The organism is Streptomyces fructofermentans, from assembly GCF_014651055.1.
In the GTDB taxonomy this organism is placed as follows: Bacteria; Actinomycetota; Actinomycetes; order Streptomycetales; family Streptomycetaceae; genus Streptomyces; species Streptomyces fructofermentans.
In genome coordinates this window covers 263380-285059 of the sequence record NZ_BMWD01000007.1, presented here as the reverse complement: position 1 = coordinate 285059, position 21680 = coordinate 263380, and the positions used below count along the sequence as shown (strand labels likewise).

23 protein-coding genes are annotated in these 21680 nt (G+C 74.2%); 14 read left to right on the top strand and 9 right to left on the bottom strand.

The window, feature by feature from the left end; genetic code table 11:
• Window positions 1–29: 29 nt before the first annotated feature.
• The 4 genes from ykgO to IE265_RS13085 all read right to left on the bottom strand — a co-directional run bounded on the left by ykgO (window position 30) and on the right by IE265_RS13085 (window position 2084).
• A complete protein-coding gene (gene ykgO / locus IE265_RS13100) occupies window positions 30–152 on the bottom strand; it encodes a type B 50S ribosomal protein L36 (protein WP_190035645.1) in 123 nt (40 codons plus the stop codon).
• Between the two features lie 233 nt (window positions 153–385).
• Window positions 386–550 carry a 50S ribosomal protein L33 gene (gene rpmG / locus IE265_RS13095; protein WP_190035644.1) on the bottom strand — a complete coding sequence of 55 codons (165 nt, stop codon included), beginning with the start codon at window positions 548–550 and terminating at the stop codon, window positions 386–388.
• 322 nt (window positions 551–872) lie between these two features.
• Window positions 873–1571: an alpha/beta family hydrolase gene (locus IE265_RS13090; RefSeq protein WP_190035643.1), complete on the bottom strand. Its 699-nt coding sequence runs from the start codon at window positions 1569–1571 to the stop codon at window positions 873–875.
• 186 nt (window positions 1572–1757) lie between these two features.
• Window positions 1758–2084 (bottom strand): hypothetical protein, encoded by a 327-nt coding sequence (locus tag IE265_RS13085; RefSeq protein ID WP_190035642.1) that lies wholly within the window; start codon window positions 2082–2084, stop codon window positions 1758–1760.
• Window positions 2085–2321: 237 nt separating this feature from the next.
• On the opposite strand from IE265_RS13085, the gene ligA reads away from it, so the two are divergent.
• Complete coding sequence (gene ligA, locus IE265_RS13080) at window positions 2322–4409, top strand: NAD-dependent DNA ligase LigA (RefSeq protein WP_229916157.1); 2088 nt, start codon at window positions 2322–2324, stop codon at window positions 4407–4409.
• A gap of 328 nt (window positions 4410–4737) precedes the next feature.
• Here the strand turns inward: ligA and IE265_RS13075 are convergent, their stop codons facing one another.
• Window positions 4738–5922: an SGNH/GDSL hydrolase family protein gene (locus tag IE265_RS13075; protein ID WP_190035640.1), complete on the bottom strand. Its 1185-nt coding sequence runs from the start codon at window positions 5920–5922 to the stop codon at window positions 4738–4740.
• Between the two features lie 161 nt (window positions 5923–6083).
• Window positions 6084–6656, bottom strand: a complete 573-nt coding sequence (locus IE265_RS13070; protein WP_190035639.1) for a TetR/AcrR family transcriptional regulator — start codon at window positions 6654–6656, stop codon at window positions 6084–6086.
• 267 nt (window positions 6657–6923) lie between these two features.
• Here IE265_RS13070 and IE265_RS13065 point away from each other — a divergent pair, with 267 nt between their 5' ends.
• Window positions 6924–9059, top strand: a complete 2136-nt coding sequence (locus IE265_RS13065) for an amino acid adenylation domain-containing protein (protein WP_190035638.1) — start codon at window positions 6924–6926, stop codon at window positions 9057–9059.
• 320 nt (window positions 9060–9379) lie between these two features.
• Here IE265_RS13065 and IE265_RS13060 read toward each other — a convergent pair whose 3' ends face one another.
• Window positions 9380–10189, bottom strand: coding sequence for an alpha/beta hydrolase (locus tag IE265_RS13060; RefSeq protein WP_190035637.1), 810 nt, complete (start codon window positions 10187–10189; stop codon window positions 9380–9382).
• A gap of 398 nt (window positions 10190–10587) precedes the next feature.
• Between IE265_RS13060 and IE265_RS13055 the strand changes: the two genes are divergently transcribed.
• From IE265_RS13055 to IE265_RS13030, 6 genes are all read left to right on the top strand, one after another.
• On the top strand, window positions 10588–10929 hold the full coding sequence (locus tag IE265_RS13055) for a DUF5713 family protein (RefSeq protein ID WP_190035636.1): 342 nt from the start codon (window positions 10588–10590) through the stop codon (window positions 10927–10929).
• A gap of 256 nt (window positions 10930–11185) precedes the next feature.
• Window positions 11186–11776, top strand: a complete 591-nt coding sequence (locus tag IE265_RS13050; RefSeq protein WP_229916156.1) for a hypothetical protein — start codon at window positions 11186–11188, stop codon at window positions 11774–11776.
• A gap of 230 nt (window positions 11777–12006) precedes the next feature.
• A complete protein-coding gene (locus IE265_RS13045; protein WP_190035635.1) occupies window positions 12007–12378 on the top strand; it encodes a Tat pathway signal sequence domain protein in 372 nt (123 codons plus the stop codon).
• The gene (locus IE265_RS13040) at window positions 12375–12986 is read left to right on the top strand and encodes a class F sortase (RefSeq protein WP_190035634.1); all 612 of its coding nucleotides are present in this window, start codon (window positions 12375–12377) and stop codon (window positions 12984–12986) included. The genes IE265_RS13045 and IE265_RS13040 overlap by 4 nt, the downstream gene beginning before the upstream one ends.
• An 87-nt stretch (window positions 12987–13073) precedes the next feature.
• Window positions 13074–13565 carry an RNA polymerase sigma factor gene (locus IE265_RS13035; RefSeq protein ID WP_190035633.1) on the top strand — a complete coding sequence of 164 codons (492 nt, stop codon included), beginning with the start codon at window positions 13074–13076 and terminating at the stop codon, window positions 13563–13565.
• Window positions 13549–14043, top strand: coding sequence for a hypothetical protein (locus IE265_RS13030; protein WP_190035632.1), 495 nt, complete (start codon window positions 13549–13551; stop codon window positions 14041–14043). Before IE265_RS13035 ends, IE265_RS13030 begins: the two co-directional genes overlap by 17 nt.
• A 30-nt stretch (window positions 14044–14073) precedes the next feature.
• On the opposite strand, the gene IE265_RS13025 is transcribed toward IE265_RS13030, so the two are convergent.
• Both IE265_RS13025 and IE265_RS13020 read right to left on the bottom strand, forming a co-directional pair.
• Window positions 14074–15252 (bottom strand): serine hydrolase domain-containing protein, encoded by a 1179-nt coding sequence (locus IE265_RS13025; protein WP_190035631.1) that lies wholly within the window; start codon window positions 15250–15252, stop codon window positions 14074–14076.
• Between the two features lie 130 nt (window positions 15253–15382).
• Entirely contained in the window at window positions 15383–16096 is a 714-nt protein-coding gene (locus IE265_RS13020; protein WP_229916155.1) for a DUF5701 family protein, read from the bottom strand.
• A 224-nt stretch (window positions 16097–16320) separates the two neighbouring features.
• Here IE265_RS13020 and IE265_RS13015 point away from each other — a divergent pair, with 224 nt between their 5' ends.
• From IE265_RS13015 to IE265_RS12990, 6 genes are all read left to right on the top strand, one after another.
• Entirely contained in the window at window positions 16321–17598 is a 1278-nt protein-coding gene (locus tag IE265_RS13015; RefSeq protein WP_190035630.1) for a hypothetical protein, read from the top strand.
• A gap of 2 nt (window positions 17599–17600) precedes the next feature.
• Window positions 17601–18248 (top strand): hypothetical protein, encoded by a 648-nt coding sequence (locus tag IE265_RS13010; RefSeq protein WP_190035629.1) that lies wholly within the window; start codon window positions 17601–17603, stop codon window positions 18246–18248.
• Window positions 18245–18946: an ATP-binding cassette domain-containing protein gene (locus IE265_RS13005; RefSeq protein WP_190035628.1), complete on the top strand. Its 702-nt coding sequence runs from the start codon at window positions 18245–18247 to the stop codon at window positions 18944–18946. The genes IE265_RS13010 and IE265_RS13005 overlap by 4 nt, the downstream gene beginning before the upstream one ends.
• A 239-nt stretch (window positions 18947–19185) precedes the next feature.
• On the top strand, window positions 19186–20385 hold the full coding sequence (locus tag IE265_RS13000) for an FAD-dependent monooxygenase (RefSeq protein ID WP_190035627.1): 1200 nt from the start codon (window positions 19186–19188) through the stop codon (window positions 20383–20385).
• Between the two features lie 92 nt (window positions 20386–20477).
• Window positions 20478–21068: a TetR/AcrR family transcriptional regulator gene (locus IE265_RS12995; RefSeq protein ID WP_190035715.1), complete on the top strand. Its 591-nt coding sequence runs from the start codon at window positions 20478–20480 to the stop codon at window positions 21066–21068.
• A 306-nt stretch (window positions 21069–21374) separates the two neighbouring features.
• Entirely contained in the window at window positions 21375–21638 is a 264-nt protein-coding gene (locus tag IE265_RS12990; RefSeq protein WP_190035626.1) for a WhiB family transcriptional regulator, read from the top strand.
• The last annotated feature ends 42 nt before the right edge of the window (window positions 21639–21680 follow it).

The following is a 21680-nucleotide window of genomic DNA, read 5'->3' as shown; positions in this document are numbered from 1 at the left end:
GCCGGGCCCCGCCGCGCGTACGCGGTGCGTCAGCCCTGGCGGGCCTTGAACCGCGGTTCCTGCTTGTTGATCACGTAGACCACGCCTCGTCTGCGCACTACCTGCGCACCGGGCCTGGACTTCAGCGAGCGCAACGACTTGCGCACCTTCATGACTGGTCCCTCCTGCTTGCTCCTGCTCGTACGCCGGCCGGGCGTCACCGGGTCGGCGACGCCGCGCGGCCGTGGCGCGGCTCGACGGTCTTCTCCGTACCCGCCGTCGAGTGGACGGGGAACGTGGCGTCCGCGGCACGGTCGCGGAGGACGGCCGGGCGCGATTCGGGGTCGCCGCCGGGCCTCATCGGACTTCTCTGCTCCAGCCGTACGTCAGTGGACGACGGCCGCGTTCATCGCACCTCACGGAAGAGGACGTGCGCCCCGGCGACCGCGTCGAACTTGCGCAGGACGAGCCGGTCGGGGTCGTTCTTCCGGTTCTTGCGCGTCACGTAGGTCGCTCCGGTTCCGGCCGTCGACCTCAGGGTCACCACCGGGCGTGCACCGCTCTTCGCCATGGACTGCTCCTTCCCGGACCGTCCCACCACCTTGCTTGATGGGACCATGCCACTCACGACCGGTACAACAGGGGACCCCCCTGACCTATTCCGCCGCTTCCCAAGCAATTCGCACCCCGCGTCCGGCGGCCCGGACGGGCGGCGTGCCGGACGGGCGGCGTGCCGGACGGGCGGCGTGCCGGACGGGCGGCGTGCCGGACGGGCGGCGTGCCGGACGTGCCCGGCGGGCAGGTGTGCCGGGCCTCACCGGGCACACCCGCGGTCACGCCCCGGAGGGAGAAGGCCCCGCGGACAGGGCCTGGCGGGAAGGAGCGGCGACGGCCTAGAGGGAGAGCGCGCCGGGAGCGGCGCAGCTCCGGGCCGCGAGTCCGTCCGGCCGCGCGGGCGGCCGGAGCAGGTCGGCCACCACCGAGGCCGCCACGGCGTGCCAGCTCCGCGAGCGGCGCAGCATGGCGTGGTCGCCGTTCCTCATCACCAGCATCCCGGCAGCGGCGCCCGAGGCCCGGGCCCGCCGGGTGAAGTCCGCCGAGTCGTCGACGCGCGTCACCCGGTCGCGGTCGCCGTGCAGGACGACGACCCGCTTGCCCCGCAGGTGCGCGGTGGGCTCGTCCGCGGGCAGCCAGGGGGCGAGGGCGAGGACTCCGCGGACCTGGGGGTGCGAGGCCGCGCGCAGGGCCGCCCGGCCGCCCATGGAGTGGCCTATCAGCACCACCGGCAGGCCACCGGTCAGCAGGTCCAGTTCGCCGAGGGCGCGCAGGGCGTCGTCGGCGGGGTCGGCCTCGTTCCAGCCTCGGTGGCGGTACTGCACGTACGCGAGGAGCACGTCGTCCAGGGAGACCGCCGAGGCGGCGGCACGCAGCACCGGGCGCATCCGCAGCGCCGCCGGGTGCCAGGGGTACGCGGCCTCGCGGCTCTCCGCCCGGCCGCCGTGCAGGGTGATCACGGCGGCCCGCGCCCGGAGCGGCCGGTGCCGTACCCGAAGAGCCGCCCCGGCCGACGCGGCGCCGAGGTACCGCAGCATCCGAGTGCCGCCTTTCTCGCCGTGGCGCGGAGGACGCCTCCCCGCACAGTGGACTCCCCGTGCCCGGGCGGACGGGCGGGGCCCGCCGTCAGCGAAGGATGGCCGCACCCCTGCCTTCCCCGCCACCGCCTTCCCGGACGCTTCCCACGGCTGTTCCCCGTGGGACGGCCGTGGTGTACGCAGTATTCACGCGGAGGACCAGGCCGACCAGGCCTGTGCCACGCTGCTGTGGGCGGTCACGCGCCGGTCGGTGGCCAGGAACGAGCGCAACGGGTCGTCGGCCATGATGTGGAACGACCGCGGGCCCTCCGGCAGGAACGCGCCCCTCACCTGCTCGCCGACGGGGAGCTGAGCCTCCCTCAGGTCGAGGAAGACCACGGACGCCCTCCCGCACCGGCCGCGCAGCAGGTCGCAGAGACACGGAGCGGCCGGTTTCGGCAGCCGCCCGTCCACGACGATCCAACTGCGCCCGCCCGCCTGCGCGAGCACCCGGGCCCGCACCGATGCGGCCATCGTCCGCCTCCTTCGCACTGCACGTATGTGATCCGTCGCCGACACGGCCGCGGATTGGCCGCCGCCCCGCCCATTCCCCGGCGAGGGGCCGCGCACGCGCGGATGACGACGCGAGGATCGGCGACATCGCGCACGGCCCCGCGACAGCCCTGCGGCTTCCGTCCGCGCGTCCGGACCCCCGGGGCACTGCAGGCGCCGACGGGGGCGTTGTCAGTGGTGGAAGGCAGGATGACCGTCATGACTACACCAGTTGCAGTGATCGTGGATGCCGCCGCGTACGCGCAGGCGGTCGAGGACGCGGTGAAGGCGTCGGCCGCCTACTACACGGGGGGCACCTCGGCCCTGGACGACGACGTGTACGACCGGCTGGTGCGGGGGATCGCGGCGTGGGAGGCCGAGCATCCGGACGAGGTGCTGCCGGACTCGCCGACCGGCAAGGTGGCGGGCGGCGCCGTGGAGGGCGACGTCCCGCACACGGTCGCGATGCTGAGTCTGGACAACGTGTTCTCGCCCGAGGAGTTCACCGCGTGGACCGCCTCCCTGGCCCGTCGCGTCGGCCACGACGTCACCAGATTCAGCGTCGAGCCGAAGCTCGACGGGCTGGCGATCGCGGCCCGCTACACGCGCGGCCGGCTGAGCAGACTCATCACGCGCGGCGACGGGACGGCCGGCGAGGACGTGTCGCACGCGATCGGCACCATCGAGGGCCTGCCGCGCGAGCTGGCCGAGCCGGTCACCGTGGAGGTGCGCGGCGAAGTCCTCATGACGACCGCGCAGTTCGAGCACGCCAACGAGGTGCGCACCGCACACGGCGGTCAGCCGTTCGCGAACCCGCGGAACGCGGCGGCGGGCACCCTGCGCGCCAAGGAGCGCGCCTACACGGTGCCCATGACGTTCTTCGGCTACGGCGTGCTCCCCCTGGCCGACACGGAGACGGAGCTCGCCGGACGGCTGGGCGAGCTGCCGCACAGCGAGCTGATGGACCTGGCGGGCGCCTACGGGGTCAACACGACCGCCACGACGGACGTGCCCGGCACCACCGCCGACACCGCGGAGCAGGTCCTGGCACGCGTCCAGGAGATCGCCGCGCTGCGTGCCGGGCTGCCGTTCGGAATCGACGGGATCGTCGTCAAGGCCGACCTGGCCGACGACCAGCGCACCGCCGGCTCGGGCTCACGCGCCCCGCGCTGGGCCATCGCCTACAAGCTCCCGGCCGTCGAGAAGATCACCCGCCTGCTGGAGGTGGAGTGGAACGTGGGCCGCACGGGCATCATCGCGCCGCGCGGCGTCCTGGAGCCGGTCGAGATCGACGGGTCCACGATCACGTACGCCACCCTGCACAACCCTGCGGACATCACCCGCCGCGATCTGCGCCTGGGCGACCACGTCATGGTGCACCGGGCCGGTGACGTGATCCCCCGCATCGAGGCCCCCGTCGCCCATCTGCGCACCGGCGAGGAGCGGGCCATCGTCTTTCCCGAGGTGTGCCCGCGGTGCGGCGCCGGGATCGACACGAGCGAGCAGCGCTGGCGCTGCGAGTTGGGCCGCAACTGCCATCTGGTGGCCGCCCTGTCGTACGCGGCGGGCCGCGACCAGCTGGACATCGAGGGCCTGGGGCACACCCGTGTGGTGCAGCTCGTGGACGCGGACCTGGTCAAGGACCTCGCCGACCTGTTCGCCCTCACCCGCGAGCAGTTGCTGGGCCTGGAGCGCATGGGCGGGACCAGCACGGACAACCTCCTCGCCGCGCTGGAGACGGCCAAGGGTCGGCCCCTCTCCCGGGTGCTGTGCGCCCTCGGCGTGCGGGGCACCGGCCGGTCCATGTCCCGCCGGATCGCGCGGTACTTCGCCACCATGGACGCCATTCGCGCCGCCGACGCCGAGACGATGCAGCGGGTCGAGGGCATCGGCACCGAGAAGGCTCCCTCGATCGTCGCGGAGCTGACCGAGCTGGCGCCGCTCATCGACAAGCTCGTGGCCGCCGGGGTCAACATGACGGAACCCGGCGCCACCCCGCCCGTCGCCGTCTCCGAGGACGCCGAAGCCGGCCAGGAGGGCGAGCAGCCGGCCGCGGGACCGCTGGCCGGGATGACGGTCGTCGTCACCGGTGCCATGACCGGTGTCCTGGAGAAGCTCAGCCGCAACCAGATGAACGAGCTGATCGAGCGGGCGGGCGGCCGGTCCTCCTCCAGCGTCTCGAAGAAGACCTCGCTGGTCGTCGCCGGGGAGAACGCGGGGTCCAAGCGCGCGAAGGCCGAGGACCTCGGCGTGCGGCTGGCCACGCCGGACGAGTTCGCCGCCCTGGTCGCCGACTTCGTCGAGTGACCCCCTCGCTCCCCGGGGGTGTGCCGGCTCACACGCCGGGGACATGAACACGGGAACAGCGCGCGGCAGTTGCGTGTTCAACCGTATGTGGCCGCGGAGGGGACAGTGTCCCCGGGCCCACCCAAGGCCCATGGGGACGATCGTTCGGCTGAAGCCCCATGGAGCCCCTCGCCGCGAGGCGACCACCCTCCGCGTGCCACCGCGTCGGCCCCGACCGTGCTCCCCCCGTCCGGCCGGGGCCACGCGCGCACAAGGGAGGCCGGCGCACCGAGATCCCGTCCCCCTGGTCGCACCGGCCCGCGCAGGCCCACCCGGAGCACCTCCGACGTCATCGACCACCGATGGCGAAGGGGCCGTCGGCGGCGAAGGCGAACTCGGAGAAGCGCTCGCCGATCCGCAGATGCGTGGCGGCGTCCGGGTGGAGGTCGTCGGGCAGCGGAAGTTCGGCGAAGTCGGACTCGCCGTAAAGAGCGAGGCCGTCCAGGTAGTGCAGATCCGGGTCGTCGGCCCTCCGCCGCTCGACGATGCGCACCAGTTCGTCCCTGATGACGCCCAGGGTGAGCTTGCCCGCCGCGCGCTCCGCCGGGTCGCCCGCCGCCACGAACCGCAACTGCCCGGCACCGAGGCCGCCGGTGTCCATCGCGCTGGGGCCGGGCGTGTCCTCGTGTATGGGGCAGTGGATCGGCGAGACCACCAGCAGCGGCGTGCCCGGATGCCCTTCACGGATGGTGTCCAGGAAGCCGTGGACGGCGGGCGCGAAAGCGCGCAGCCGCATGAGGTCCGTGTTGACGAGGTTGATGCCGATCTTCACGCTGATGAGATCGGCGGGGGTGTCGCGCAGCGCGCGGGCCGTGAAGGGGTCGAGCAGCGCGCTGCCGCTCAGACCCAGGTTGATCAGTTCCACTCCGCGGAGGGAGGCGGCCAGGGCGGGCCAGGTGGTCGTCGGGCTCGCGGCCTCGGAGCCGTGGCTGATCGAACTGCCGTGATGCAGCCACACCTTGCGCCCGTGGTCGGTGGCCGGCTCGACCGGGGCGTCGGTGCGCAGGGCCACGAGTTCGGTCGTCTCGTTGTACGGCAGCCAGATCTCCACGTCCTTGGCCCGGTCGGGCAGACCCGTGAAACGGACCGTGGCCGTCCCACCGGCCCTGACGTCGGTGGTGCCGGCCGCCATGTCGATCGTCAGGACGTCGCCGCCGGCCGCGCGCGCCTGGCCCGCGAGCCGTCCGTCGACGAGCAGGTCGTAGACGCCGTCCGGCCGCGGCGGGGCGCCGACGTAGACCCGCTTGGTGGGGAGGGTGTCGAGTTCGACGGCGGTCGCGCGGGTGCGGAACACCAGCCGTACGCCCGAGGGCTGCGACTCCGCCATGGCCAGTTGCCTGTCCTCGCACTGGGCGCGGGCCCGGGCGGGCAGCCGGTGCGGCAGTACGCCCCGCCCGGTGTGCTCCAGGTCGAGGGCTCCGCGCAGGAGGTCCGCGGTGATGGGTGTCGTGACCCAGTGGTGCTCGGTGTGCATGGTCTCAGCCTGTTGGTCGGGTTCTCGGACGGTTCGGTGGGGGGCGGTGACGCGCGGCGGGTGTGCGTGCGGATGCCGGCACGGGGGTCCGGGCGTGGGCCCGAGTGCGGGTGCGGGTGCGGCGATGGGCAGCCGCACGGGCCGACGGGGGCGGTGCCTCGTCAGGACGACGCGGGCCAGTTCCTCAGCAGCGCGTCAAGGGCGTCCACGATCCGCGTCCACGACTCCTGCGAGTCGGGGGCGCTGTGGCTGAAGCCGCCCGCCAGCTCCAGGTCGACGTAGCCGTGGAACACACTGCCCAGCAGCCGGACCGCGTGGGTCTGGTCCGGCTCCGCCAGGTCGTAGCCCCGCAGGATCGCCCGGGTCATCTGCGCGTGCCTGCCGCCCGCGCTCGCGGCCGCCTCCTCCGGAGTGAGCCGCAACTGCATGGCGGCGTAGCGGCCGGGATGTTCACGGGCGTAGTCGCGATATACGTCGGCGAAGGCCGCCAGGGCGTCCTTCCCGGCCCGCCCCGCGAGGGCGGCGGCGCCCCGGTCCGCGACCTCCTCCAGGGCGAGGAGGGCGATCCGCGTCTTGAGTTCGTGCGAGTTCCTCAGGTGCGAGTACAGACTCGCGACCTTGACGTCGAACCGGCGGGCGAGTTCCGAGACGGTCACGTGCTCGAAGCCGACCTCGTCGGCCAGCTCCGCCCCTGCCCGGGCCAGGCGTTCCGGGGTCAGTCCAACGCGAACCATGACCCTCCTTCCTTAGGATGCAATTGATTATGCACACGCCTAAAGCTTTTAGGCAAATGGCAATACACCGTAACCCCGGAGGCAGGCCCCGCTTCCGGACGCCACCCGTACGCCACTGAGCACCACCCCCGGCGCCACCCCACCGCCGGCCGGGTGCCGCCGGCTCGTCGTGAGGGCTGGGCCCGCGTCACCTGTGACGTTCACATGATTCACTCGTTTGACGGAGCGACAGGAGCACACTTCACCAGTCGCGGAAGGCACCTCCCCATGTCCCTGCCCCGGCTCCGGCGTCCCGCCGTCGGCTCAAGAACCCACGTCCTCACGGCCGAAGCAGTTCTGGTCCAGCAGTACGGCGACCTGGTGCGGTTGGCCTACCTCGTGCTCCCGCCCTCCCTGGGCAAGCACCGCCGGGTCCTGACGGCCCACTCCCTGGTGCAACGGGCCCTCCCGTCCGACCGCGCGTCCCCGACCCCGCCGCCCCTGCCGCGTTCGTCCCCTCCTTCCGCGCTTCCCTCTGCCCCGCCGACGGCCGAACCATCCGTTCCCGCACCCCGCGGACCGTCCGCGACGAGCGCCCGTACCGAAGCGGACGCGCCCGACAGGCCCGCCGTGCCGGTCCCGTCGGGCGCGTACGCCACCGGCGCGGCGCGCGACGAACTGCGCGCGGCGGTCCTGTCGGCGGCCCTGACCCACGGGCGGCGCCCCAGGGGCTGGCCGGACCGGGTCCCCCCGCCACGAGCGCTGGTCCCCCGACTGCCCGTCGTCATCGGACTTCAGTTGTTCCCGCGTTCCGGCGGCGCGGACGAGATCGTCCTGGGCCGGGCACTGGCGAGCGCTTCCGCGGTGGACCGCGCGGCGTTCGTCCTTCGGCACGTGGACGGCCTCCTCGACCCCGAGATCCGCGGCCTGCTGGCATCGGCGGGCGTGCGGGCCGAGGAGGCCGGCGCGGCCGTGCGCGCGGCCGACCGACTCGACTCAGGCACAGGCACAGGCACAGGCACCGGCGCTGTCGCCCAATGCCTTGCCGCCTCCGACGAGTTCGACGCCTGCCTGCTGCGGGCCAGGCCCACCGACCTGCTGCGCCGCCGGAGGCGGATGCGGCTGGGAGCGGTCGCGGCGGCCGTCCTGCTGGCCGCGACCACCGTGACGCTCACCGGCCGGGACGGCACCCGGTCCGACGAGGCGGGGCCGACACGGACCGCGGCGAACGTCACCGATCCGCGGGACCTGGTACGCACGCCCGCCGGGGCTTGGGCCGACACGGGCCGCGTCGACTTCACCGCCTGGCCCGCCCGCGGCTCGCGCACCCGGGACGGCGAACTGCTCGCCCGTGCCCTGACCGCCTGGTCCCGGCCCGGGGACGGTGTACGCGTCACGGTCGCCGACGCCACGTCCGCCGAAGCCCCGCCGCGCCCGCCGCAGTTGCTGTACGCGGGAGACATCGGCGAGCGGGCGACGGTCCTCCTGTACGACGGGCAGCGCCTCGCGCGCTACGGCGAGTCCCGCACCCCTGGCGGGCCCCGCACCCTCACCGTGGCACGCGTGGACGACGCGGACGTGACGACGGCCGCCGCGGTCGCCGTCGGCACAACGGGCCGCTCAACGCGCTACCTCCTGGCGCCCTGGATCGACGAGGCCGGCACCCGCGATCTACTGCGTCCCGACGAGCCGACCCGCCCGGTGGACGTGTCGGCCGACGGGCTCACCCCGCCGGTACGCGGCACGAGCGGCGGAGGCGGAGGCGGAGGCGGCGCGAGCTGCGACAGCGGAACGGTTCTCCGACTCCGCTCCTCCTCCCGCATCGTGGAGAAGCACGCCTTCCTCCTGGCCGACCTCGGCGGCCTCTCGCCGGTCCATCTCACCTACACGCCCCTGCCCGGCCACGGCTCGCCGCCGCCCCGCCAGCCGCGCGAGGCGACCGGCACGGCGGCCCTGCTCGCCTGGGCCCATCTGGCGTGCGCACTCGACACGCACCGCGACCGGGGCGTACGCGCGGTCAACGCATGGGACTTCGCCGAGCAGCGACTTCCGGACGGCGGCGGCCGTGGCGTGTGGACGTGCTCCCGCGCCTCGACCTGGCAGGGGGCCGGGGACGTGACCGTGGCCCTGCGCACACCGTCCACCGCGCCGGACACTCCCGCCCGTGTGGCGGGCCGGGCCACTTCGACCGCCGCGTGCGGCCGTTTCGGTCAGCACGTGGTGTCCGCGGCGCCCTGGCGTTCACCGGCCGGCCGCTGGTACGTACTGGCCGCCGGGAGCCGGGCCGTCACCCGGATCACCTTGAGCGGGGACGTCACGGCGAGCCGGGCGGGCAGCACTCTCGCCGCCCGCGCGCCCGGGAAACCCGAGGTGCGGGTGTCGGCGCGGCTGACGACGGGTGAGTCACTGGACGGCATCGGCTGAGGACCACCCCGGCTCGCGGTACCCCGCCGCTCGCTCGGTGCTCCGCATGCCGGCGCGCTCTGTCGGGCCCTTCCGGCACGGTTGAAGGTGCGTGTCCGAACGATGGTCCGAGCCCGGAAGGACGCGGACGGAACCGCTGAATGAACGGGCCCGTCGGGGACATACGGTCCCCGGGCCCCCCTGGAGAGAGTCGATGCTCTCCAGGGGGTTCGCCGTCCGCCACGACCCGTGCACCACGCGCGCCCCGCACCCCGCGCCACACCCGCCACCCGGCACCCGGCACCCGGCCGGACTGGGTGAGGCGAACCTGCTGAGGAGGGCTATCGGTCGGCGGCCCTGACGCCCGTTCCGCCGACCTCACCGTCACTGTCCCCGGCTCTGCCTCCGTCTGCGGCTCCGTCTCCGTGCCCGCGGCCGGTGGCGAGGCCCCCGCCGTCCCCCGGCACCAGCGCGGGCGGCAGCAGCCCCGCGCTCCCCCGGGACACCAGCGCGGCCGTCGCGTCGACGGTCAGCCGGTGCCATGTGCCTGCGCGGCGGAGCATGGCGTGATCGCCGCCCTTCAGCACCAGCGCGTGGGCCCGACCGCCCGCGTCGGCGACCCGGCGCGCGAAGTCCAGCGAGGCGCGCGGATCGGTGACGCGGTCGCGGTCGCCGTGCAGTACGACCACCGTCCGGTCACGCAGATGCTCGACCGGTTCGCCGGGCGGGCACCACGGTGCCAGGGCCACCACGGCACGCACCCGGGGATGCTCCGCGGCCCGCAACGCCGCACGGCCGCCCATGGAGTGCCCGACAAGGACCACCGGAAGCCCGGGGTGGAGCCGTTCCAGCTCCGCGAGGGCGCGCATGGCGTCCTGGAGCGGATCCGCGTCGGTTCCGTTCCAGCCTCGGTACCGGTAGCGCACGCAGCCCGTCCACAGACGCTGCTCCTCGGCCACCTCGCGACCGACGGTCCGCGCCACGGCCAGCATCCGGAGGCGCGCCGGATGCCACGCCCTGGAGGCCGCCACACTGTCGGCCCGGCCACCGTGCAGCATCAGTACCGCCGCGAGGGGGTCGGCCGGCTTCCGGTGCACCCGCAGCGCCGACCCCTCGCCCCTGCCCGCCCCGGTGCCCTGTCGCTCGTGCATCGCGTCCTTCCGCCCTCGGCCGGGGCACGTCCGCCCTCGCCCGCCATGAGACATCCGTCGCCGGACCGCCCGGGGATTGGCCCGCGGCCGCCCCGGTACGTCCGGAGGGCCAAGCATCGCACCGCCCCGAACGCCGGCGGTGGCACGATCGACCACCCGGTCCGACCCGGGAGGCGCACCGGATACGCCCGCCGGGGCCGCGGCCGGTGCGGCGCCCCCGCCCTCCGATCCGTCCTGGGCCGCCCGCACGGCTCGGCCCGCCCCTCACCCGCCGTGCGTCAGTACGACGGATCGCACCGGGACGTCCGCGCGCGGAAGGCGATGTCAGTGGCGTGGTGCAGGATCGACACGTCGGCACCCGGCCACATCGGCGCGGGGCGAAGGGCAGGGGGAACGCGGTGGCGGTCACCAACCAGCGGGTGGAGGGGTACTCGTTCCTCCAGGTCCTGTACGCGGACGGGTACTACCCGGACGCGGTGGTCGACAAGGGCCGGGAGATCCTGCTCGGACTGTGCGAGCGGATCGAGTCCGAGCGACCTGCGGACCTGACCGCCCTGTACGTCCTGACGCACGCGGCGACCGAGGAGTTCAACGCGCTGGAGGCCGAGTTCGAGGCCGCGGGCAGCGAGATCGAGACCGTCGCGCGCGACGAGATCGGCGGTGACTTCCTGTTCGTGGCCAGGGCCTACGGGTTCCGGGACGCGGACTCGGAGGAGTTGACAGCCACCCGCGATTGGTGAGGCACCGACGGACCTCTCCCCCGTCAAGCACGGGCCCCTCCCCGTCGAGCCGCGGTCCGACGTGCCCGGTACCGCGGGGTCCCGCCACCGCGGTGGCGCCCGGCGGCGACCGGTCCGGTGGGGCAGGGCCCCTACCAAGCCCGGGCGGCCCGGAGGTGCCGGACGGCCGATCCGTCACACGTGCAGGTCGAGGCCGCCGGTGGCGCTGGCGGCCGGGTTGCCGGCGTGACAGGGTCGGCATGATCGTGGATCCGCCATGGGTGAGGGGAAGTTCGTGGACACGCCAATCTGGGACACACTCGTCGCGTCGATGAAGAACGCGTACTCCACGGGTCTGAGCGAGGGAAGCGTGCCCCGCCCGGTCATCATGCCGCTGGTCCGGGGCGAGTTGGTCGGGCTGATCTGGGTGCGTCCCCTGGAGGTGGGCGAGGACGCGATGACGGGCATCGCGCAGCTCTCCAACATCGCGGCGGCGGCCGGCGCGGACGAGGTGGTCCTCGCCTGGGAGACGGGCGACGTCGCCACGGCCTGCGGGGTGCCCGCGGTCGGCCCGGCACCGTGCCTGAACATGGTGCACGCCACCGAGGACGGCCATGTGCTGCACCAGTTCCCCTACGCCGAGGAGGCGTTGGCTGACGCGCCCGGCGGCAAGGACGCCCGCGAGCCCCGATGGCTGCCCGCCCCGGAGCCGCGGCAGGACGCCGAACTGATTCCTCCGGTCCGGGCCGCGGTCTCCTTCTCGTTCACCCCGCTCGACCTGGACCACCCGTCGCCCTTCGGCGTGACCGTCGTCCTGATGGAGGAGGACGGCTTCACCGTCCGGCTGACCGAGGCATTCGCTCGCTGAGCCCGCCCGGCGCGCTCCCACGGGCCCGAACAGCAGGACACCGCCTCGGCACGGCCCGGCACCCCAGGCACCGGAGCGCCCCTCACCGCACAGGCTCGGAGCGGGCCCGATCCGGACCCGAATCGCGGCTTTGCCATCCCTTTACAACCCGCTTCGCCGCTGCCTCGTCTCTCCGCTCGATCCGTCATCCAGCCCGCCGCGCCGGCGGGCCGACGAAAGAGAGCGACTCAATGCGCCGAACCGTCCTGAGCACCATGGCCCTCGCGTGCACCGCCGTGCTCGCGGGTGCCGTGCCAGCGTTCGCCGACGACCCGAGCCCGGTTCCCACGAGCCGTCCGACGACCGCCGACCCGGCTCCCAGCGCGGAGCCGACGCGGGCGCCCGACGACACGCGTCCGGCCCCGAGCGCCGCGCCGACCCGCGCGCCCTCGGGCGACCAGGTGTCGGTCGTACCGTCCGGAGCACCCGACACCGGGGTGGCGCCCGTCTCCTCGGGGTCCGGCTCCCCGACCGGACTGATCGGCGCGGGCGCGGCCACGGTGTTCGCCGCCGGTGGAGCGGCGGTCTTCGTGGTGCGCCGCCGGAGGGCGACCGGAGCGTGACCCGGCTCTCCAGGCGCGCGTTCACGGCTGCGGCGCTGGCTCCACTGCTCGCGGGCTGCGTCGGCGACGGGGACCCCGAGGCCGCGGCCGGGCCCTCGACGACCACGCGGCCCCCTTCGCCGACGACCGCGAAGCCCGGCTCCCGCGCGGGGCGTTCGGCACCGGTCCGGCTGAGGATCCCGTCCATCGGGGTGGACACGCCGGTCATCCGGCTGGGGCTGGCGGCGGACGGCACGGTGGAGGTTCCGCCGGTCACGGCGCACGACCGGGCCGGCTGGTACCGGCACTCCCCGGTGCCGGGCGAGGTGGGACCGTCGGTCATCCTCGGCCATGTCACGGTCGGCGCCCACGGTGACGGGGTGTTCCGCCGTCTCGCCCGGTTGCGCCGCGGCGACCTGATCGAGGCGCGCCTGGAGAACGGCACGGCGGCGGTCTTCGCCGTGAGCCGCGTACGGACGGTCGCCAAGGCCGATTTCCCGGTGCAGGACGTCTACGGCGACGTGGACCGTCCTGAGCTGCGGCTGATCACCTGCGCGGGACCGCGTACCGACGACGGATACCCCGACAACGTCATCGTGTTCGCCGCGCCGGGACCCGGCACCCCCTGACCCCTCACGATCGGTCCGGGTCCCGTGGGAACGCGACGGGACGGCCCGGCATCCTTCTGCATGAGTGCCCCCACGACATGGAGAGCGTTGAAACGGTCCCGGGACAAGGCAGCGTCCGAGCTGTTCGCCGTCCTCTACCCGCGCCTGGCCGGCTGGTGCCGCCGTCTCGTCGACGACGACGGGACGGCGCACGAGATCGCCTCGGAGGCGTTCACCCGGCTCTGGGCCCGCTGGACTTCGGTGGAGGAGCCTCGCGGCTTCCTCTACGTCACCGCGGCCAATCTCGTACGGGACCACTGGCGCAAACTGGAGCGGGAGCGCCGGGCCATGCACCGGGTCACCGCGGAGGCAGCCGTCCGCCCCCACTCCGAACAGGCGGACCCCTCGGTCCGTCTGATCGTGCAGTCGCTGCCGGAGCGGCTGCGTGTGCCGATCCTGCTGCACTACTACGCCGACATGCCGATCCGGGAGGTGTCCGCGCTGACCGGGCGCAAGGAAGGAACCGTCAAGGCCGACCTCCACGCGGCCCGGGAACTGCTCCGTGTCCATCTGAGGAGAAGCCTTGACCACACGCTTTGACGAGGGCCCGGAGTTCGAACCCGACGACCCCCTGGCGGTGATCCTCCGGCCGCCGTCCGACTACCTCGGGCCTCCGCCCGGCCGGTACGAGGCGATCCGCCGCGCGGCGGTGCGGCGCAGGGTGCTGCGCGTCGCCGTCGGAGCCGGTCTGACGTGCGCCGCCGCGTTCCTCGTCGCGCTCCCGCTGCAGGTCACGACGCCCGAAGCGCCCGTGTCCCCGACCGTTCCGCTCGCTCCGCCGCCCCCGACCGTCGGCACGACGGACCCCACGCCCTCGGGCCCGCCCTCGGCCCTGCCGACGCCTCGCCCGACGCGGGACCCCGTGCCCGTGCCCTCGGCCCCGCGCAGCGGCCAGCTCGTGCCCACCCGGGCCCCCTCGGCGACCCCCGTACTCCCGCGGGCCGCGGGGTCCGAGAGGTCTTCGGGCGCTGAGGGATCCCGTGACGGCGCCGCGCCCGAGGACGGCGGACGCCCGTAGGAGGTACGGGGCGTCCGCCGTCGTTCCCGGTCAGGCCTTGCGCAGCAACGCGCACACGGCGGACTCCTCGAACGCCCGTACCTTCTTCAGGAGGTCCGGCGCGAGCGTGCTGTTGATCTGGGTGGTGAGGGAGACGGTGACGGAGCGTCGGCCGTCCGGAGTCGCCGCGATGAACTGGGTGTAGCCGGGGAAGTTCCCGGTGTGGCCGAGCACGACGCCGCAGCGGGTCGAGTAGCGGAAGATGCCGAGCCCTGCCTTGTTGCGGCCCGGGCCCGCCGGTTCGGACGCGCCCTCGACCCAGCGGCGCTGGTCGCGCAGGGCGGCCTTCGAGGTCAGCGCGCCCTGCGCGTAGCCGCGGATGAACCGGGTGAGGTCCGCGGGAGTGGAGATGATGCCGCCCGAGGCCCACACGCCCGAGGTGCTGAGCGCCTCACTGACGTCGGTGGGCGGTTCCGACGGTTCGAACGCGTAGCCGTGCATGTAGGGCTCCGGCATGCGGTAGCCCGACGGGAGACTCGTGTCGCGCAGGCCCAGGGGCCGGTAGACGATCTCGCGGAGCAGTGCCTCGTAGGAGCGGCGCGTCACCGCCTCCGCCATGAGGGCGACGGCGATGTTGTCCGAGTTCGAGTAGTGGTACCGGGTGCCCGGCCGGAAGCCGAGCGGCTCGTCCCTGACGAAGTCGAGCAGGCGCCGCGAGTCGAACCGGCGGCGCGGGTCCTCCCCCACCAGGCGGAGGAACTCCGGGTCCGAGGTGAAGTCCGGCAGTCCGCTGGTGTGCTGGAGGAGCTGGCGCAGCGTCACCCGCCCCCAGGCGCGCGGCAGCGTGGGCAGCCGCTTGGCGATGGTGTCGTCGAGGTCGAGGGCGTGGCGCTGGACGAGGCGCAGTGCCACCGCGCCGCTGAACGCCTTGCTGGTGCTGGCGGTCCGCGTGTGGTCGCGCGGCCCGATGGGCCGTCCCGACTCCAGGTCGGCGACGCCGGCACGCAGCACACGCCGGTCGTCGCCGTTCTGCAGGAGGACCACCGCTCCCGGCGGGCCTCCCTGGGCCGCGACGAGGCGTTCGAGTTCGCGCTGCAGGGCGTCCGCGCGCTCCTCGCCCGCGGGGCCGGCGGCGCCGGCGGTGGACGGGACCGCGGCGCCCAGACACAGCGCGGATGCCAGCAGGGTGACGGTCCAGAGGCGCCGACGGCGGCGGTGCGAGAGCGGCATGGTGATTCCCGGGAGGACGGGGACAGGGGCACGCTCAGCTTCGGTGCGCGCCACCCGCGGCGCGCGCGTTCCTGCTCCATACGGCCGATCACCGACGTGCCGGACAGTGGCCGCGGGGGCCGGCCCGGGCTCAGGGTGCGGCGGGCTCTCCGCCGGTCCCGGTGGCCGGCGTGTGCCCCGGCTGCCGGACCTGGGCGCGGCGGGCGCCGGCGGACGCCATGCCCAGCCAGGTGTGCGGGTTGCCCGCCCAGCACCAGCCGAGCTTCGGTGCCTTCCGGCTGATCCACAGGGCGGGGACGCGACGGTCGCCGCTGCGCGAACCGCCCAGCGAGAAGCACTTGTTCTTGGCGAGGACCCGCGGGTACTGGGTGATGAGGGCGACGCCTTCCTCGACGGTGAGGAGGGTGCGTCCGCGTTCGCCGACGACGCGCATGGCGTCGTCGGGCACGACACCGCAGAACTCCTCGCCCCGCTCGACGTCGAGGAGCAGGTAGGCCCGCCGATCGGGGAGTTCGACGCCCTCGGGGGCGACGAAGCGTTCGAGCGCGCCCGGTTCGAAGGTGCGGTCGACGAATCCCGGCAGGCGGCCGCCGTGGAGGGTGGTGACCGGCATCGTCCTCTCGACCGGCACCACGTCCCGGGTGACGACGAGCAGGAAGGGCACGTGTCCCTCCTCCGGCGCGGGCCCGCCGTCCGCGGCCGTGACGGCGGTGTCGCGGAGCGGCGCGACGAGCGCGGCGAACCGCTCCGGTCCGAGGCCGGACAGCTCGCCGTAGCCGAGGTCCACGAGTCTGCGGACCTGCCGGTCGAATTCGGCTCCCGGCTCGAAGGCTGCCGTGCTCACGTGAGTCCCTCCGGTCGTATGGGGCCGGGTGGGCGTGACGCCCGTCCGGTTCGGTCCGCTCCCCACCGGCCCACCTGCCCGGCGGCTCCGGAGCCCTGGTCTCCGACCGTACCGCTACAGGGATCGCACGAGGGGCGCTCACCCCGGCCGCACGCCCTCCCCGTCCTTCCTCGCTCCGCGCGGCGCGAGGAACCCGGGTACACCCCCGGGGCCTCTGTGAAGGTGTGTCACTGAACCGCCGGGCGCCGTTCGCTCTCGTACTGAGCGCGAACCTGCGCCGCCACGCGGGGCCACTGGTCGCCCTCGCCGTGGCCGTCGCGGTGGCCTACGCCTACTACGAGCGGATCTCCGCGTACGAGCCGCCCGACTGGGTCGCGACGGGTGACGACACCGGCTCCGCCGCCCGAGGGATCGCCGGAGCCGCCGCGGGGCTCCTGGCGGGCTGGCAGGGCGGCGCGGAGGACCGCGTCGGCGCCGGCTGGATGCGCGAGACCTCCGCCCGAAGCCCTCTCGCGCACCGGCTGATGGGGCTCGTGTCCGGCGTGGTGTGGCCCCTGACCGGCTACCTGGTGGCCGTCGCCGCGGTACTCGTACGGCCCGGCCCCGAAGGGCAGGTGAACCGCGCGCCGCTCGACGCGATGACGGTGGACGCGGCCTTCGTCGTCGCCGTGTCGTGCGTCGCGTACCTGCTGGGCCAGACGTTCCCGTTCCGGGTCACGCCGCTCGCCCTCGCCCTCGGCGCCGCGCTCCTCGGCGCCTCGTGGCAGACCCTCGTACCCCTCGACATCACCTACTCCGGTGACCCGCTTCCGCGGGAGGCGGCTGCCTGGGCCCCGGCCACTCCCCCCGCGTGGCTGCCCTGGTGCCGGGCCGTACTGGTCGCCTCGGTGGGGGTGGCCGCCGTGCTGGTGTGCGCCCGCCGCCGGAGGTGGGGAGCCGTCCTCGCCGCGGCCTCGGTCCTGGCGGCACTGGGCCTCGGCACGACCCACCCGAACGGCACCACCGCGTCGGCGTTCAACCCGGTGGAGGTCCGCTGCCGCGGGCACGCGCCCGTCGTGTGCGTGTCGGCCGACCACGAGAGCCGCCGCGCGCACCTGGAGCGGCTGGTCGCGCGGGTGTCGGAGCGGCTGGCCGGCGTCCGGGAGGCGCCGACCCACTACGTCTGGACGGACGACACGTCGTGCGGGGGCATCGACGACGTCGGCGCCCCCTGGGCGGTCGGGATCTCAGGAAGCGAACCCGACCGGAGTCACCTGGCGATCGCCATCTCCGTCACCAGTTCCTGCGACTCCTTCTACTCGGCGCAGACCATCGCGCTCTACACGTGGCTCCTGGGCCGCGACGGGGTTCCGTCGGCGGACGCGGCCGAGTACGGGCCGGCGGCCCTGCCCGTCGGCGAACGCGTCGCGTGGCTGAACCGGACCTTCACCGCCATGAAACGGGGAACTCCCCTGCCTCCCTTGCCGGATGTACGCCCCGGCGCCCGCCCCCGCGAAAGGTGACCGTGTCCCGACCCCTGTTCCGCCTGCCCACCTGGCTGCGGGCCGTACCCGGCCTCCGCTGGCCCTGGCTGCTCTCCGTCACCGGGGTGTGCGCCACGGCCGCGGCGGTCGGCTCACGCGCGGGCGAGGAGAGGTTCCTGCCGTTCCTGCTCCTCCTCGCTCCCCTGCTTCCCCTCCTGTGGGTGGCCACCAGCTACGGCGGCAAGGCCGACCCCTTCGCCCCCGTCGTCCGGAGCATGCCCTCCGGCGGCCTGCGGCTGCTGCTCCTGCGCACCGGTGTCGTGCTCGCCTACAGCCTTCCGCTGCTGCTGGGCGCGGGACTGGCCGGCACGGGCGTGTCGATGTGGGCGGCGGCCTGGCTGGTGCCCTGTCTGACGCTGACGCTCGCCACGCTCGTCCTCGGCTCCTACATGGGGTGCCTGCTCGGCTCGGTCGTGACCGGGACCTGCTGGTTCCTGCTGGTCGCCGCCGTCTTCCAACTGTCGATGCGGCAGGACGGCAGGATCCACTCACCGGGGACGGCCCTGCTCAAGGTGCTCAAGAGCCTCCTGGACGGCGGCGCGCAGATGGTCTGGGGCGCCGCCGCCGGCGTGCTCGCCGCCCTGTTGATGCTCCGACGCCATTCCTTCAACGACCTGAGGTCCCGATGATCAGTGCCGCCCGACTGACCGTACGCCACCGCCGCATGACGGCGGTCGACAGTCTCGACCTCGAACTCGGCGACGGGGTGCACGCGTTGCTCGGTCCGAACGGCGCGGGGAAGAGTTCGCTGCTGCGGGTGCTGGCCACGGCGGCCGGGGCGGTGGAGGGCCGGCTCACACTGCTGGAGCGTGATCCGCGGCGTCCCGCCGAGCGGTTGGAGATCCGGCGCCGACTGGGCTACCTGCCGCAGACGTTCGGCATGTTCGGCGGCTTCACCGTCCGGGAGTGCGTGACTTACGCGGCCTGGCTGAAGGACATGCCCGGCCGGACCGCCCCCGAGGCCGTCGAACGCGCCGTGCGCGAGGTCGGTCTGACCCGGCGCATCGACGACAAGTACCGCACGCTGTCCGGGGGGATGCAGCGGCGGGTCGGGATCGCCCAGGCCCTGGTCAACAGGCCGCGGATGCTTCTGCTCGACGAGCCCACCACGGGCCTGGACCCCGCCGAGCGGGAGCGCTTCCAGACACTCCTGCGGCACCTGGCGGACTCGACCACGGTGGTCCTGGCCACGCATCTGATGGAGGACGTGCGCTCCTGCTGCGACAGCGCCGTCATCCTGCACTCGGGTCGCAAGGTCTTCCACGGAAGCCTGGAGGAGCTGCGCGCGGCAGGCGGGTACTCCGCGGTGATCGCACGCCACGACTAGGCCTGCTCCGGCCGCACGGTCGAACTCCCCTGCCCTGCCCCCCGGTTCACGGGAAGCGGACGGGACGGCCCCCTCGCGCGTGCCGCGTCGGGCCGACATCCTGGTGCGACCGAGTGAGGCGTCCGGCTCGGAGCCCGGTGCTCCAGGATCCCGGGCGGACCGCAGGCACCGGTCCGCCCGGGACGGGGCGTGCGAAGAGATCGCGGGGCGGTGTGCCGTGGGAAAGGAGGGGGCTGCGGATGCGGAGGGCGGCGCGCACGGGTGGGCTGCGGGTCGCCGTGGTGGGCGGGGGCATCGGCGGCCTGACGCTGGCGGCGGCGCTGCGGACACTCGGCGTCTCCTGCCTGATCTTCGAGCAGGCCCGGGAGTTCGCCACGACCGGCGCGGGTGTGCAGCTCGCGCCGAACGCGGTCCGTCCGCTGCACCGGCTCGGACTCTCCGACGCGCTCGGGGAACACGCGGTGCGAATCGACGCGATCGAGTTCCGGAACCGGGAGGGCGACGGGATAGCCCGTACCGAACTGGGCTCCGAGTGCGAGGAGTTGTTCGGCGCTCCGTACTACGCCGTGCACCGCGTCCAGCTGCACCGGGCCCTGTACGACCTCGTCGGGCCGGACGATCTGCGGACGGGCCGTCGGCTGGTCCGCACGGAGGAGTCCGCGGACCGGGTGCGGCTGACGTTCCAGGACGGCTCCGTCCACGAGGCCGATGCCGTGGTGGGCTCCGACGGCATCCACTCGGTGGTGCGGGACACGCTGCGGCGGGACAGCCCGGTCTTCTCCGGCCTGAGCGCGTTCCGGGGGCTGGTGCCGGTGGACCGTCTGCCGCCGACGGCACGGCGGCCGCTGGTCAGGTTGTGGCTCGGCGCGGGCGGGCACTTCGTCGCCTATCCCGTCGCCGCGGGGCGGCTGCTGAGCTTCACGGCGGTCTCCGCCCTCGGCGCCGGGACCGGCGAGTCGTGGTCGGCCAGGGCCGATCCGGCGGTCGTACGCGCGGCGTTCGAGGGCTGGGACGAGGCGGTCGGGGACATTCTGCGCGGCGCCCGCGAGGTCGGCCGCTGGGCTCTCCACGACCGCGAACCGCTGGCCACGTGGTCGACCGGCAGGCTGACCCTGCTCGGCGACGCCGCGCACCCCATGCTGCCGTTCATGGCCCAGGGGGCGAACCAGGCGGTCGAGGACGCGATGGACCTCGCCGCGTGCCTGGCCGACGCCGGGCCGGATTCCGTGCGGGCGGCGCTGCGGCGCTACGAGTCGCTGCGCGTCCCCCGCACGACCGCGATCCAGAGCGGGTCCCGGGGAAGTGCCGCGGCCATGCACCTCGCCGACGGTCCGGAGCAGCGCGCACGGGACGAGGCCATGCGGCAGGGCGCGGCGCTGCACCACCGGGCGTGGCTCTACGCGTACGACACCGCGGGCGGCGGACGCGGGCGCGCGTGAGCAGGCCGACGGGAGGGGCAACGGATGACAACTCCATGCGTAGTACTCTGCCCGTCGTGATGTGAACGGGCGCTACACCTGGAGCGATGACTGTGGTGCGCAGGAACGTGGAGCGGAGGGCGGCGCTCGTGGAGGCCGCCATCGAGGTGCTGGCCGGGCAGGGCGCCAGGGGCCTGACCTTCCGGGCGGTCGACACCGAGGCCGGTGTGCCCGCCGGGACGGCCTCCAACTACTTCGCCAACCGCGACGACCTGCTCACGCAGGCGGGTGCCCGGGTCTACGAGAGGCTCCGGCCCGACGAGGCCGCCGTCGCCCGGCAGCGGGACGCGGGCCGCGACCGGGAGACCTACGCGGTGCTGATGCGTGAACTGGTCGGCCGTGTCAGTGCCTTCCGCACCGGGTATCTCGCCCTGCTGGAACTGCGGTTGGAGGCCACCCGCAGGCCGGCGCTGCGCGCGGTGCTCACCGAGCAGGTGCGCGCCGACCTCGACGCCAACCTGGCGTACCACGGGGAGTCCGGCTTCCCGGGCGACGCGGAGGCCGTCAAGTTGCTCTACCTGACGCTCAATTGGCTCATCGTCGAGCAGCTCACCCTCCCGGAGGTGCTCTCGGCGGACGAGCGTGAACGCCTGGTCACGGCGGCCGTCGAGCGGCTGACCGCTCCCGGCCGGGCGTCGGACTGACACCCGGCACGGCCGGGTCGGCGGGCGGCGCGACGGGCCGGGCCGGGTCGGGTCGGGTCGGGTCGGGTCGGGTCGGGTCGGGTCGGGTCGGGCACGGCGGACCGGGTCGGGCGCCCGACCCGTCCGTGCGGAGGCCGCCGCTCGGGAGGGTGCGAGACATGCCGTCCCCGGACTTGCACACTCCGCCTCCTCGGAAGGTCCAGGCGATCTCCCCGCCCCGGGTTGTTTCACACCCGCCCCTGCGGGTGACCCGTACCGCGTACGAAGGCTCAAGACCGGAGACGACTTCGAACGTGGGAGATCCCTATGAGCGACTGGCGGCAATCCGCAGCATGCCGCACCGTCGACCCCGACCTGTTCTTCCCCATCGGGAGCACCGGACCCGCGCTGTTCCAGGTGCAGGAGGCGAAGGCCGTGTGTCGGGGCTGCCCGGTGCGGGAGGAGTGCCTGAAGTGGGCGCTCGAGACCGGGCAGGCGATCGGCGTGTGGGGCGGCACCACGGAGGCCGAGCGCCGGACGCTGAAGCGCCGCGCCGGAGCCGCTCGCGAGCGGAGCGCGGGCCGCGCGTAGGCCGACGGCGCCCTGACGCCACGAAGCGGCGTTCCAGCCCCG